Raw genomic sequence first — 13,680 nt, 5'->3', positions numbered from 1 at the left:
GATCAGAGACTCTTCATGTGATCCACTCTTTTCTGGATCAAACTGCGTTTGCCTATGTCATGACGTACGCAGATGCCGCTGCCTGAAATGAATTTCAGGGCAGATTCGCATCTTTGCTCAGCTTCCTCGATCGTCGCACCGATCCCGACCAAACCGATCGCTCTGGATGTCCCTGTCAGAAGTTTACCGTCGACCATATCCACATTGGCATAGAACATTTCCGCACCGCATTCACTGACGCCTTTCTCGTTAACGCTTATCTCATGCCCGGACTGGGGAGATGTCCCGTAGCCGATAGGGACAATGTATTTGCACACTGTGGCAAGAGGCTTGAACTTTATGTCATCCTTGAGCTTTCCGGATACCATATCCTTGATGATGGAAAAGAACCCGGTCTCCAATATGGGAAGGACATTCATTGCCTCCGGGTCTCCGAATCTTGCGTTGATCTCTATGATCTTTGGGCCGTTCTTTGTGAGCATGAACTGACCGTACATCGGGCCGACATAAGGGCATCCTTCGGCACTCATTGCGTTGACTATTTGCTGAAGTATCGCCAGGGACTTCTTCCTGGCTTCTTCGGGAACGAACGGAAGAAGGTGGTTCGCATCAGAATATGAACCCATTCCCCCGGTGTTGGGGCCGACATCTCCCTCATAGGCCCTTTTGTGATCTTGTACCAAAGGCATCGGCGCTATGTGCTTGCCGTCGACGAAGACCATCTGGGTGAACTCTTCACCGACCGCCTTCTCTTCGATGATAACGCCGCCCATACTGCTTACGCTCAGAACTTCTCTGACGTACGCCATCGTCTCTTCATGGTTGTGGAGGTGTTCTCCCTGGACCTTCACTCCCTTCCCCCCCGTCAATCCGATCGGCTTGACGACGATCTCGGAGGCCTGCGCTCTGATGTATTTCTCGGCATCGCTCGCATTGTTGAATGATGCGTATTTGAGGTTACCATCGATGTTATGCTTCGAAACAAGCTCTCTCATGAAAGCCTTGGAGGTCTCTATCCTTGCCGCCGCTTTCGTAGGTGCGGCACATTTCACCCCTATATTCTCCAGGGCATCAACGAGGCCGACCTCTAAGGGAGCTTCCGGTCCGATGAATGCGTAATTGATATCGTGTTCTATTGCAAACTCGCAGATGTCGTCGATACGTTTTTCGTCGACGATCTTATATTTTTTTGCTCTGCCTATTATTCCGGGGTTGACATTCCTCATCACCGAATATATCTCGGCGCCGGAGCGGAACAATGCCTCAACAGCGGCATGTTCTCTCCCTCCTCCGCCGACAGTTAAGATCCTCATAGTTCCACCTCACAATCCCAGCGCAGACATTATCTCGTCCAGGCCGTCCTCTGTTCTCACACTGCATCTGTACATGGTCTTCAGTCCGCCGGTGAGTTTTCTGTAATCGTTCAAAATGATCTCCGGGTCGACTCCCACGGCATCGGCAATGTCCATTTTATTCAAGATCGCAACATCCGAATGCAGGAATATGTCGTGGTGTTTTCTCACCATGTCGTCCCCTTCCGTCGTTGAGATAACAACGACCCTGTAATCAGCCCCCAACGGAAAGTCGGCGGGACACACCAAATTCCCTACGTTCTCGATAAGTATGACATCATATCTGTCCAGATCTATTTTCTCAAGGCTCTTCTTGATCAGGTTCGCATCAAGATGGCATTCGTGGCCGGTGTTGCAGTTAACGGATTCGAGGCCGGACGCTTTCATTCTCCTTTGGTCATCGTCCCCCGTAACGTCCCCTGCGATAGCACATGCTTTGAGGCCCTTCTTTCTCATCTTCTCTGCCAATTTTATTATCAGAGCGGTCTTGCCGGATCCGATCGAACCCATGAACTCTATCGTCTTGATGCCGTGATCCTTAAGCAGGCGGTAATTGGAATTAGCGATCTTGTTGTTCTCTCTGAGAACATCGTATTCCATACCTACTTGGACAATGTGCATAAGGGTAGGATGTCTTCTATAATAAAAACACTATCCTTATACATTAGACAGTACTACGCGAAGTGAGCAAATGAGCTATTCGGTCTCTTTATCCAAATTGCTGGAAGGCATCGGAGCTAAGGAAGGTTCCAAACTATCGGTGGCATCCAAAGGCAAGACATACACAGGCATACTTATGCCGCATCATGATTTCAGCGGCAAAGATATCATCGTACTGAAACTAAGCAGCGGCTACAACGTAGGCGTAAAGGTAGAACCGGGAACTGAAATAAAGGTCCTGGGACAGCAGGAGCCCCGCCGGATAAAGGAAAGCAAAGAGGAGGGCAAACCCGGACTTCCAAAGATATCTTTCATCGGTACAGGCGGCACCATAGCATCTAATACAGATTATAGGACAGGGGCACTGCATCCCGCACTCTCAGCGTCGGAGATCGTTGACATCGTGCCGGGACTAAGAGATGTTGCCAACATCTCGGCAAAGATGCTGTTCTCGGTATTCTCAGAAAATATGAGTGTGGAACATTGGCAGAAACTTGCCGAAGCTGTGGCAAGCGAGATTAACGGCGGCGCAGACGCGGTCATCATACTTCATGGGACGGATACCATGGGATACACAGCCGCCGCACTATCTTTCATGCTCGGAGACGTCCCGAAACCGGTCGTACTCGTCGGAGCGCAGCGTTCTCCGGACAGACCGTCCTCGGACGCTCCGTCCAACATACTCGCTGCGGCAAGGTTCTGCGTCAGCGGAAGGACGGCAGGTGTGTTCGTTGTAATGCATAAAGGTCTCGGGGACGATCTGTTCGCGGTCCATGCGGGAACAAGAGTAAGGAAGATGCACACGTCCAGGCGCGACGCGTTCGAAAGCATTAACGTTCCGCCGGTTGCGATCGTCGACGAGAACGGAAAGATCGAATTCAAAATGAAAGGAAAGGATGTCACTTCGGAGAAGGTTGTCGCAAAGACGAAGATGGAGAGATCGACGATACTCCTGCAATATTATCCCGGTATGGATCCCGCACTCTTTGAAGGGATCATGATGAAGAGCAAAGGTATCGTAATTTCAGGAACAGGCCTCGGGCATGTGGGTGAAAGCATGGTCCCGCTGATAAAGAAGGCCTGCGACAACGGCTCGGTCGTAGTGATAACATCGCAATGCCTGAACGGCCGCACCAATCTCAATGTATACGACACGGGAAGGGACATGCTCACCGCGGGTGCGATAGCGGTACTCGACATGCTCCCCGAAACAGCTTACGTAAAACTCATGTGGGCATTGGCCAACTCAAAGAACGCCGAAGGAGCGAAGAAGCTTATGATGGCCCCTATCGCAGAGGAAATGGGAGACAGGAGGTTCGTCGATGAGTAAAGAGAGAGAGCTCAAATGCGGCATAGAGATCCATCAGCAGCTTGACACGAAAAAGCTGTTCTGCGACTGCGAAAGCACCCTTATGGATGAAGGGTACGGCGCATTCTACCGCAGACTGAGGCCCACGGCAGGCGAGTCCGGAGAGATCGACAGAGCCGCGCTGGCACAATACGAAAAAGGCGAAGGTTTCAGATACCAATGCTGCGAGAGATGTACCTGTCTCTGCGAGCTTGATGAAGAGCCGCCGCACAATGTGAACGAGGAGGCTATGGACACTTCGCTGACATTCTCGATGATGCTGAACGCTAACATTGTGGATGAAGTGCATTTCATGAGGAAGATCGCCATAGACGGCTCCAACACCACAGGCTATCAAAGAACGGCACTGATATCAATGGACGGAGCTGTCGAGGTCAATGGTAAGAAAATAGGGATATCATCGGTCTGTCTGGAAGAGGATTCCGCAAGGAAGGTCGAAGCATCCGGGAATGTCGTATTATGGAGGATGGACAGGCTTGGGATACCGCTTATCGAAGTGGCGACGGCACCGGACATGGAGACCCCCGAGGAGGTCATGGAGGTCGCACTCAGACTCGGTTCCATTCTGAGAGCGACGAAGAAGGTAAAACGCGGAATAGGAACAATAAGAGAGGACATAAACATCTCGATCCCGGGAGGGGCAAGGGTCGAGATCAAAGGAGCTCAGGAGCTCAGGCTGCTTCCAGACTATGTAAGGAATGAGATGGAGAGGCAGAAGATGCTCATAAAAATAAAGAGCATCCTGAGCGAGAGGAAAGCGAAGACCGTCGAGTTCCTGCCCGTCGATGTTACTGAAATGTTCTCAAGGAGTTCCTCCAAAGTTATCAAAAGCGCACTCAGTGACAAGGGAAAGGTCATCGCCGTAAAACTTCCGGGGTTCGCCGGCGTACTGAACGGAGACAACGGAAAACTCAGACTCGGTTCGGAGATGGCCCAATATGCCAGGACCAGAGGAGTGAAAGGAATATTCCATTCGGACGAACTTCCCAATTATGGGATAGAGAAGGAATATGTCGACGCGCTGAGAGCACATTTCAAACTGTCTTCCGAAGATGCGTTCGTAATATGCGCAGAGAAAGAGAAGAAAGCCACCGATGCGTTGAAAGTAGCGGTTATGAGAGCGAACTTCGCCATTAACGGCGTGCCCGAAGAGACCAGGGATCCTCTCCCGGACGGTACGACAAGGTTCTCAAGGCCGCTTCCCGGAGCCGCAAGGATGTACCCGGAAACGGATGTTCCGCCGATATCGATCACCGAAGAAAGAATGAAACGCCTGAAAGAGAATATGCCGGAGTATCCCGAAGAGATAGCCAAGAGGCTTGGATCGACATACGGTATAAACATACAACAGGCCGCACAGATAGTAAGGCAGAGCCGCGATGAGTTGTTCGTAAAGGTTGCCGAGAAGACAGGAATGACCGCGGCGGCGGCCACCACGCTGACGAACACTTACACTGAGCTGGAACGCGAGAATATAGATCCGGATTCGATAAGCGAAGCAAAGATCATAGAACTGTTCAAACTGTTGAAAGAGAACAAATTCTCGAAGGAAGCATTGCCGTCTTTATTGAGAGAGATCGCCGAAGGGACAGAGATAAAAGAGGCGGTCTGTAAGTTAGGATTGGAGGCTGTCGATTGCGGCGAGGCCTCGAAGATCATCGCATCGATCATAAAAGAACGCGAGGAATTCGTGAGATCGAAAGGCATGGATGCCATCGGACCTCTGATGGGACCGGTAATGGCCGCTCTGAGAGGAAAGATAGACGGCAAGCAGGCGAACGAGCTGCTGGCACAAGAGATAAAGAAGCTCATGGGATGATCTCAAGGACGCTGAGTTCCTCAAAGAAGAGAGGCAGCTCCGCCAAGGTCCTTACCTCAAAGCCTTCAAGTATAGATCGCAGAGCTTCCTGGTCCATCAACGACGAGACAACAACAATTATCCGCCCGCCGGGCAGAAGGTGGCTCGGCGCACCATAGAGCAGCTTCGGAAGCGGCCCGAGACCGTCCTCTCCCCCGGACCATGCCTTTGCCAATTTTCCCTTCTCATTGACCGGAAGATACGGGAGATTGAATATGATCGTGTTGAATCTTGAATTTACGCCGGAATATACGTCGGTCTCGACGACGCTTGCATAAAGCGAATTGAGTTTCATGTTCTTTTTTGTCAAGGCCACGGCTTTTTCGTTGATATCCCCGCACGTTACAACTCCGCCGTAAAGAACACAATGCATCGAAACAATCCCGGAACCGCACCCGATCTCCAGTATCCTTTCTCCTTCTTTCACATCAAAAGATCCTATCAGGAGGATGCTGTCATCTGAAGGAGGGTAGACCTCATCATCCTTTTCCACGATAAGATCTGGGCGGTATTCCATGCTAAGTAATGAAATTCCAGAGATAAAAAAGAACATAACGGCAAAGTCGCTTAATTAATCTACAATTTGTTGTTTGGATAATTTTTATGGCCAATCTTCATAGGGGATATCTGCCTTTGAATCTGGCCTACAATTCATCCATCGGTAGATTGATTTATACAACGCCTTAAGGAACCCATATTTTTTCCATGCAAGTATCATATATTCAGTACACGAGGGATAATGCAAACACCTATGGTCCCTATCATGAGTTAGTAGTTGATACATCTTTATTAATCCAATTGCATAATAATTTAAAGGATTCATCATTGAGCTTGCATCCATATTATTTATTGCTAGCAAAACCAGCGCGATCTTCGAAGCAATCTGGCATTTCTACTTTTAACAGATCAAAAATGCTGTACACATCTTCCTTGGAAATGCCAATCGAGTGTGCACGATCGAGGTGATGTTGGTAATCAGGCTTTATGTTGAGAAATTTACGGCTATAATAATCATATTTGATATACGCCATCAAATATTGAAAAATCCCAAAATCTTCAATCATTATTGCTGCGTTTAGATATTCTATCGACTTATCTATTGTTTTCTTCTCACACAAAAATGCTGGCTTTCCCTTTAATAAGCATATTGCCATGGCATAGTATCCGAAACTCCCTTCTGGGTTGATATCAATGACTTTTTCAAAGCACGCACATGCTTTTTCGTATAGTCCAAGGTAAGTAAAGCAAATACCCATTGATCGATTCAATGTAGAATCTATCGGATTGTTAGCTAATGCTTTGGAAAACGCATCTCCAATTTTTTTGATTTCCGACATGCTATTTTTTGAAAGTGAAGAAAAAGAGGAGATAACATATTCTCTACCACAATATTCGCATTTTATTGAATTGTTGGATATTGGTGCAGCACAGTAGGGACAAACAAGCGTAAAGACATTCAAGCTAAACACTCATTGCATCTTTTTGTCGCGTATTAGATTCTTTACAGCCTGGATGTGCCGGTCATTCAATTTTCCTTGGGGCACATAGCCGGATGAGAAACTATCACTCCCTGGCACTTGCAGTGTAAGTATACAATATTTTCTATCACCCACAGTTTCATCCCTTACATTAATTGATACAACATCTCTGTAGAATATTTCCTCTGTTCTGACACTAATGTCGAAATCTTCAACGTTCCAAACCTTAATGTATAATGCAATTTGTTTTTCTGTAAATCCCATAATGTATGTGCTCGAGGAATACCCCCTCATTATGCCATCTCGTCCTACTTTAAAAAGAGCCCTTTTTTTTATTCCACCGTTTTGTAAATGGATGGTTTCAGTAGCTTCTATCGGACCCGTAATGACGATTGGTTCGATGAGGTTCATCTCCTTTCTATCAAAACCCCATTTGTTGAGCGCATCAATGAATTTTGGAGCCTCAGATATATTTATTAAATCAATATCTTTCTCAATCCTTGAATTGCCTCTGCTTGAAAAGCCGCACCCTCCGCCATAAAAATATTTTTTATTTCTAAGTCCTCCAGGCCTTAATGTCATGTCCTCAACTTCCTTTGTATTAGATATGCTCCAATCTAAAACATGAAGGGAAACAAAGTATAAATTTATTACTTGTTTATTTGTTTCTTTGTTACTTTGCATTTAAAATATCAGTAGGAAGTGCGATAGCCTCCTATGGACGAACATATCGCTCAGGCGCTTGTCTCTGGGAAACTTCAGATAATGATACCTAAGAAGATAAAAGATATGTTGAACGTTGAAGAAGGAGATTACATCCTGTTCTTCGAAGAGGACGGGAAAGTTTACATCGATGCAGGGAAACTTGTACGAAAATGATTCTTCTGCAGTGGTTTATAGGTCTCCAGACTTATTTCCGTAAAGTCAACAACACACTTCTATATGCAAAGACATTCAGAGTGCGATGATAAAACTGGACGTACTGGCGATCGGGGGTCTCAAAAGAGATGAAGAGGGGAAGGTGTATGATGCGTTCTCCACATCCGTCCTGATACGAACCGATGAAAGGATCATCGTGGTCGACACCAGCACGCCGTTCATGAAGCCTGCGATAAAAACCTCATTCAAGCAGATAGGTGTTTTTCCGAAGGACATTGACACGATAATATTGACGCATTCCCACCACGATCACATCGGAAACAACGACATGTTCGAGAACGCTGAGATCCTAATGCATCCGGCCGAACAAGGCAACGTTAGCGGAGCGAAGCCGATAGAGATAAACAAAGAGATACTCCCCGGAGTGAAGATCGTTCACACACCCGGGCACACGGAAGGTTCGATAAGCATTTTCGTAAAAGCGGATCAGAAGTACGTGATCTCGGGCGACGCATTACCCAGACACGGAAATTATGAGAAAATGACACCACCCATGATCAACATCGACCCCGGCCTGGCGATGGAAAGTATAAAGATGATAACCAAGTATGCCGATGTGATAATACCGGGGCACGACCCCCCCTTCTTGGTGAACAGGTGATAAAAATGAAGAACAGAGAGATGCCGGAGAGTCTGTACATAAAATGTCCCGACTGTGAAGACATCACAGAGCATGATATACTGAAGGGGAGGATGGGTAAGGACAACATCACCGGAACATTCAGGTGCACCGAGTGCGGCAGGGTATTCTCGGATACGGTCAGGATCCCGAGGATCCTGAAGGTGAAGGTGCTTTTCAGCGATGCAGATAAAACAGAGACGATCGATACGGAACTGGAATCGAACGAGATCCTGAGGATCGGCGACGAATTCTATCTCGAGGACGGAAGGAGAGTATGCATCACTCAGATCGAGGCGATCGACGGCAAGAACGGTAAAAAATTCCAAGCGGACCAGATAAAGGCCCTTTGGGTAAAGCAGTTCGATGTGCTCAGCGTCAAGGTGTCCGTCAACGACGGGCAAAAGACATATTCGGTAAGAACTCCCGCAGAGCCGGACGATGAGTTCGCCACAGGCATGATCCTATCCTTCGAGAACTTTGACACTATTGTCCACGCGATAAAAACGAAGGAAAAACTCATCAAGAACGGGACCGCAGAGGCAAGGGAAATCACGAGGATATACGGAAAGATGCGCAAGAAGAGATACGAGGTACTCGATCTCGAAGAGGACAATGATCCCGACGGTTTTGACTTCGACGATGATTAAGGCTCTTCCTGCGGAATAATATAATCGAGAACGTCCGAGATGTTCTTCGATTCCACAACGTACGTGGCGGCCTCTCTAGTGGAGTCGTCGGTGGGGTTGAAAGCTATCGACATCCCGGAGTTCCTGAACATCGGTATGTCTGTGTGCGAATTTCCGATGGAGACCGTCCTTTCCTTCGTTGTGCCGTACTTTTCGATGAAATGTCTGACCGTGATGCCCTTGTCTTTCAGATCCACGTGGAGCTTGCCCTCGCCGACAAGGACCCCGTTGGCAGTACAGCATATCTCGTCCGCTGCGTAGTCGTCGAATCCGAATTCTTCTTTGATCATTCTCGCCGCAAGGTCAATGCCTCCGCTGACTATCACGCACTTTATTCCGCTGCTGTTCAGGCATGCGATCGTTTCCTGTATCCCCTCGTTGAGCGGAAGTTCCTGAAGGAATCTTATGATGTCCAGAACCCGGATATCAGGCTTGACCTCTTTCCATCTGGCTATATCCCTTCTCATGAATTCGGATTGATCGATCTGACCTGTGACGAAAGCAAAGAAAGTATCATCGTTATTGATGTTAAGGCACAGGTTGATCCAATGCCACGAGCTCCTTATGGATGTCAAGACTCCATCCATGTCGAAGCATACAAGGTCGTATTTCCTCATTGGCGGGGTTATTGTCTGAGAGAGATAAAATTATTGGCCGGATGTGTTCAGAACATCAGCGTAAGAAGGCCGATTGCAATAAGCAAGGTCACGAAAGCGACCGGAACACCTATCAATGCGAACTTCCAGAAGTTGAAATGGACGTTGTGGCTCTCTGCGCGTTCGGAAACGATCACGTTGGCGGCGGAGCCGATGATCGTTGCGTTGCCCGCAAGCGTCGAAAATGCAGCCAAAGCGAACCAAAGCATTGTGTCATTGGGAGGGATCATACTTCCGAGAAGCATTACACCGGGAACATTGCTTACAAGGTTGGAAAGAAGCGCTGAGAATCCTGCCACACCGACCAGTGAAGGCGTCTCGCCCGGTCCGAACCCCGGGAAAAACGATGCGATCTGAGCCAGCAATCCTGATTTTTCGACAGCGCCCATTATTATGAACAGACCAATGAAGAACAAAAGAATGCGCCAGTCCACCTTCTTTGCGACCCAAACGATGTTCTTCGGAGCCCTCGTCATAACTACTACAAGTGCCAGAATGCCCGCGACAAGGGCTATTGCTCCGGTAGAGATCCCGATACTGCTTGAAACGATAAAGCCGGCCAGCGCGCCGAGCAGGATAATAATGACCGCCCAGAGTCTGTTGCGGTCGACCTCCATCTCTATGTCGGCAGGCGGAACGATCTCTTCTGAGGAAAGCTTCTTTCTGAATATCAGGTATATCATCAAGAATGCTACCGGCAGACACACCAATGATATCGGGAGAGCGTGTGCGGAGAACTGGATGAAGGAGAGCCCCGCCTTGGAGGCGATGTATGCGTTCTGCGGATTGCCGATAGCTGTGGAAAGGCTTCCGATGTTCGCGGAGAACATAACGCCGATCAGGTAAGGGATGGGGTTGGAATCGGTGATACGGCAGCATCTTATGACGATCGGAGTGAATATCAGGACAATAGCATCGTTCAGAGCGACGGCCGAGAGCACCGCACACAGGACCATGACGTATCCGAGCAATTTCACCTTGCTTCCCGAACGCGCCACAAGCATGTTGGAAACAATGTGGAAAAATCCGGAGAACTCAAGGCCCGCAACGAGCATCATCATGCCCAGCAGAAGAAAGATCACGTTGAAATTAATGAGACCGAGCACATCGAAGATCGGAACTATGCCGAGCAGGATCAGCAGGATGCCGCCCAGAGCCGCCGCAAGACCGCGGTTGATCCTTAACTTAGGAACGTTACCCATTGAAATAAGAGCGTAAGTGAAGAGGAATACTGCCGCCGTAACAAGTATCGCGTCCAAAATGTGTGCCCAGACAGGATAAATGTAACATCGATGATTAATCTTTCCAGAGCACGTGCCACATCGGCTCAGAGAGCGTATATATGTTCAGGGAATACAGGGTTACACACACGAGGTGCGTTCAAAAAGGGAGGAGTCTGAATGCTGGGGAGGAAAACTATTGCCAAGACCGCTACGCAAGCGGGATCAAACAAGAATCTCCTCTCTGCGGCGCATAAGACCCCAGACGATGTTCTGAGCGAGTACGGAAACACTTTTGACGGATTCACGGAAGAATCGGTAGAGGCCTCGCGCGACAAGTACGGAAGGAACGTGATTACAAAGGCAAAAAGGACCTCCGTACCCGTGCAGTTGTTCGGGGCGTTCGTCAGCCCATTCACAATGGTCCTCATCGTCCTTGCGGTGATATCTTTCGTTACGGAACGGGACATCCCGACCGTCTCCATTATAACCGTCATGGTCGTGTTAAGCGGAACGCTCAGGTTCATCCAGGAGGGCAGGAGCAACAAGGCCGCCGACAAACTGTCGGAGATGGTCGAGACCACCATCGCAACTTACCGCGGCTCCTCAGAGTACCATGAGATACCTATTGATGAGCTTGTTGTGGGTGACGTAATACGGCTTGTTGCCGGAGATATGATACCCGCCGACGTGCGAATACTCAAAGCAAGGGATCTTTTCGTAAGCCAGTCATCGATGACAGGTGAGAGCGAGCCCGTCGAAAAGTTCTCGAAGATATCAGAAAAGTTATCAAAGAATCCTCTTGACTATGATAATTTGGCATTCATGGGGACCACCGTTGTGAGCGGCTCCGCCATAGCCATCGTGTGTTCGGTCGGGGATTCGACAATATTCGGAGGAATAGCGAAAAAGCTCGTCGCTAAGAAGGAGCCGACAAGCTTTGAGAAAGGAGTATCGTCGGTATCGTGGGTGTTCATACGCTTTATGCTGGTGATGGTGCCTATAGTGCTTTTCATTAACGGTTTCACAAAAGGGGACTGGACGCAGGCCCTTATGTTCGCTTTGTCTGTTGCGATCGGCCTTACGCCGGAAATGCTCCCTCTTATCGTCTCCACAAACCTTGCAAAGGGAGCGGTCTCCATGTCAAAGAAAGACGTGATCGTGAAGGACCTGAACTCCATCCAGAACTTCGGCGCCATGGATATTCTGTGCACCGACAAGACAGGAACGCTCACTTATGACAAGATAATATTGGAGCTCCATCTGAACATAAACGGCGACGAGGATCTGCGAGTATTGCGTCATGCTTACCTCAACAGCTATTATCAAACAGGCCTGAAGACGCAGATGGACATAGCGATTATAGAGCGCGCCATTGCCGAGAATCTGTCGAACGTATTCGAGAAATACAAAAAAGTGGACGAGATCCCTTTTGACTTTAACAGAAGAAGGATGAGCGTCGTCGTATCAGATGGAAAAGGTAAGACCCAGCTTATCACTAAGGGTGCGATAGAGGAGATGCTGATGATATGTTCGGATGCCGAATATAAGGGTGTGTTGGAGCCAATGACGAACAGTCTCAAGGAAGAGATAATGAAGAAGGTCAACGGCTACAACAGAGGCGGGATGCGGGTGCTCGGACTTGCCCATAAGAATAATCCGCCGTCGGCAGGCACATTCAACTCCGACGACGAGACAGGCATGACGCTCATCGGGTATCTGGCCTTCCTTGACCCGCCGAAAAAGAGTGCCGCAGAGGCAATACGCTCTCTGAACGAGTACGGCGTAGGGGTAAAGGTGCTGACCGGGGACAACGATGCGGTCACAAAGTGCATATGCCAGCATATAGGCATACTCTCCGAAACGGTCACTCTGGGGTCGGATATTGAGAACATGGACGACAAGACGCTCAGCGAAGTTGTCGAAAGGTCGGACGTGTTCGCAAAGTTATCTCCCGATCAAAAATCGCGCATCGTGACAACGCTTCGCAAAAACGGTCACACGGTCGGGTTCATGGGTGACGGGATCAACGATGCGACCGCCATGAAGGCGGCGGACGTCGGGATATCTGTGGACACGGCCGTTGATATCGCAAAGGAATCAGCGAACATAATCCTGCTCAAGAAGGACCTGATGGTGCTTGAGAAAGGGGTGATCGAAGGACGCATAATCTATGCGAACACGATCAAATACATCAAGATGACCGCGAGCTCGAATTTCGGGAACATGTTCTCCGTTCTGGTCGCAAGCGTCTTCCTGCCGTTCCTGCCGATGCTAGCGATACAGATACTGATGCTCAATCTGATCTATGATATATCATGTATTGTGATCCCCTGGGACAATGTGGATAAAGAATACCTCAAGGTCCCGAGGAAGTGGGACGCCTCTTCTATAAGCAGATTCATGCTTTGGATAGGCCCGACCAGCTCTGTTTTTGATATTACCACATATATTCTGTTATTCTTCGTTGTATGCCCCGCGGCAATAGGCGGCGCCTACGGTGCTATCGGGGCCGAACAGCAGGCGGCATTCGCAGTGCTGTTCACGACCGGATGGTTCGTCGAATCACTTTGGACGCAGATGTTCGTTGTACACATGATCCGCACGCCGAAGATCCCCTTCCTGCAGAGCCGTGCTTCGCTGCCGCTCCTCCTCGGAACAACAATAGGGATCACCGTAGGCACGGTCATCCCGTATACGGCCGTGGGCGATGCCCTCAACATGTCGCCGCTTCCGGGAATGTTCTATCCTCTCTTGCTGCTGACGATACTCGGGTATATGATACTTGTAACGATCGTGAAGAGGCAGTTCGTAAGAAGATATTCGGAATTGTTGTGATC

The 13,680-nt window shown here is 48.8% G+C and carries 14 protein-coding genes; 6 read left to right on the top strand and 8 right to left on the bottom strand.

Translation table 11 applies throughout. The features are described 5' to 3' along the window. Nucleotides 1–2 precede the first annotated feature (2 nt). Together purD and hypB are read right to left on the bottom strand one after the other, a co-directional pair. Nucleotides 3–1,313 (bottom strand): phosphoribosylamine--glycine ligase, encoded by a 1,311-nt coding sequence (gene purD / locus Mpt1_RS06795; RefSeq protein WP_048113379.1) that lies wholly within the window; start codon nucleotides 1,311–1,313, stop codon nucleotides 3–5. Between the two features lie 9 nt (nucleotides 1,314–1,322). Beyond that, nucleotides 1,323–1,973, bottom strand: coding sequence for a hydrogenase nickel incorporation protein HypB (hypB, locus tag Mpt1_RS06790; protein ID WP_048113377.1), 651 nt, complete (start codon nucleotides 1,971–1,973; stop codon nucleotides 1,323–1,325). A gap of 70 nt (nucleotides 1,974–2,043) precedes the next feature. On the opposite strand from hypB, the gene gatD reads away from it, so the two are divergent. Together gatD and gatE are read left to right on the top strand one after the other, a co-directional pair. Beyond that, the gene (gene gatD / locus Mpt1_RS06785) at nucleotides 2,044–3,342 is read left to right on the top strand and encodes a Glu-tRNA(Gln) amidotransferase subunit GatD (protein ID WP_052399333.1); all 1,299 of its coding nucleotides are present in this window, start codon (nucleotides 2,044–2,046) and stop codon (nucleotides 3,340–3,342) included. Beyond that, nucleotides 3,335–5,200 (top strand): Glu-tRNA(Gln) amidotransferase subunit GatE, encoded by a 1,866-nt coding sequence (gatE, locus tag Mpt1_RS06780; protein ID WP_048113375.1) that lies wholly within the window; start codon nucleotides 3,335–3,337, stop codon nucleotides 5,198–5,200. The genes gatD and gatE overlap by 8 nt, the downstream gene beginning before the upstream one ends. Here gatE and Mpt1_RS06775 read toward each other — a convergent pair. The 4 genes from Mpt1_RS06775 to Mpt1_RS06765 form a co-directional block, all read right to left on the bottom strand. Further along, nucleotides 5,190–5,756, bottom strand: a complete 567-nt coding sequence (locus tag Mpt1_RS06775) for a HemK2/MTQ2 family protein methyltransferase (protein ID WP_048113373.1) — start codon at nucleotides 5,754–5,756, stop codon at nucleotides 5,190–5,192. The two genes, gatE and Mpt1_RS06775, sit on opposite strands and share 11 nt — an antisense overlap. A gap of 84 nt (nucleotides 5,757–5,840) precedes the next feature. Beyond that, complete coding sequence (gene yidD / locus Mpt1_RS07940) at nucleotides 5,841–6,062, bottom strand: membrane protein insertion efficiency factor YidD (RefSeq protein WP_394295798.1); 222 nt, start codon at nucleotides 6,060–6,062, stop codon at nucleotides 5,841–5,843. Nucleotides 6,063–6,081: 19 nt separating this feature from the next. Beyond that, nucleotides 6,082–6,576, bottom strand: coding sequence for a tetratricopeptide repeat protein (locus Mpt1_RS06770; protein WP_048113371.1), 495 nt, complete (start codon nucleotides 6,574–6,576; stop codon nucleotides 6,082–6,084). A 132-nt stretch (nucleotides 6,577–6,708) separates the two neighbouring features. Then, nucleotides 6,709–7,401, bottom strand: a complete 693-nt coding sequence (locus tag Mpt1_RS06765; RefSeq protein WP_048113369.1) for a hypothetical protein — start codon at nucleotides 7,399–7,401, stop codon at nucleotides 6,709–6,711. Between the two features lie 33 nt (nucleotides 7,402–7,434). Here Mpt1_RS06765 and Mpt1_RS07505 point away from each other — a divergent pair, with 33 nt between their 5' ends. The 3 genes from Mpt1_RS07505 to Mpt1_RS06755 all read left to right on the top strand — a co-directional run bounded on the left by Mpt1_RS07505 (nucleotide 7,435) and on the right by Mpt1_RS06755 (nucleotide 8,925). After that, nucleotides 7,435–7,596 carry an AbrB/MazE/SpoVT family DNA-binding domain-containing protein gene (locus Mpt1_RS07505; protein WP_082007282.1) on the top strand — a complete coding sequence of 54 codons (162 nt, stop codon included), beginning with the start codon at nucleotides 7,435–7,437 and terminating at the stop codon, nucleotides 7,594–7,596. An 85-nt stretch (nucleotides 7,597–7,681) separates the two neighbouring features. Continuing rightward, nucleotides 7,682–8,257 (top strand): MBL fold metallo-hydrolase, encoded by a 576-nt coding sequence (locus tag Mpt1_RS06760; protein WP_048113367.1) that lies wholly within the window; start codon nucleotides 7,682–7,684, stop codon nucleotides 8,255–8,257. 5 nt (nucleotides 8,258–8,262) lie between these two features. Then, nucleotides 8,263–8,925 carry an HVO_0476 family zinc finger protein gene (locus Mpt1_RS06755; RefSeq protein ID WP_048114032.1) on the top strand — a complete coding sequence of 221 codons (663 nt, stop codon included), beginning with the start codon at nucleotides 8,263–8,265 and terminating at the stop codon, nucleotides 8,923–8,925. Here Mpt1_RS06755 and Mpt1_RS06750 read toward each other — a convergent pair. Both Mpt1_RS06750 and Mpt1_RS06745 read right to left on the bottom strand, forming a co-directional pair. Next, entirely contained in the window at nucleotides 8,922–9,581 is a 660-nt protein-coding gene (locus tag Mpt1_RS06750; protein WP_048113365.1) for an HAD family hydrolase, read from the bottom strand. The genes Mpt1_RS06755 and Mpt1_RS06750 overlap by 4 nt on opposite strands. 47 nt (nucleotides 9,582–9,628) lie before the next feature. Continuing rightward, entirely contained in the window at nucleotides 9,629–10,879 is a 1,251-nt protein-coding gene (locus Mpt1_RS06745) for an ArsB/NhaD family transporter (RefSeq protein WP_052399332.1), read from the bottom strand. Between the two features lie 141 nt (nucleotides 10,880–11,020). Between Mpt1_RS06745 and mgtA the strand changes: the two genes are divergently transcribed. After that, nucleotides 11,021–13,678, top strand: coding sequence for a magnesium-translocating P-type ATPase (mgtA, locus tag Mpt1_RS06740; protein WP_048113363.1), 2,658 nt, complete (start codon nucleotides 11,021–11,023; stop codon nucleotides 13,676–13,678). The last annotated feature ends 2 nt before the right edge of the window (nucleotides 13,679–13,680 follow it).

Source organism: Candidatus Methanoplasma termitum (assembly GCF_000800805.1).
GTDB lineage: Archaea > Thermoplasmatota > Thermoplasmata > Methanomassiliicoccales > Methanomethylophilaceae > Methanoplasma > Methanoplasma termitum.
This window is presented reverse-complemented; position numbering and strand designations above follow the sequence as displayed.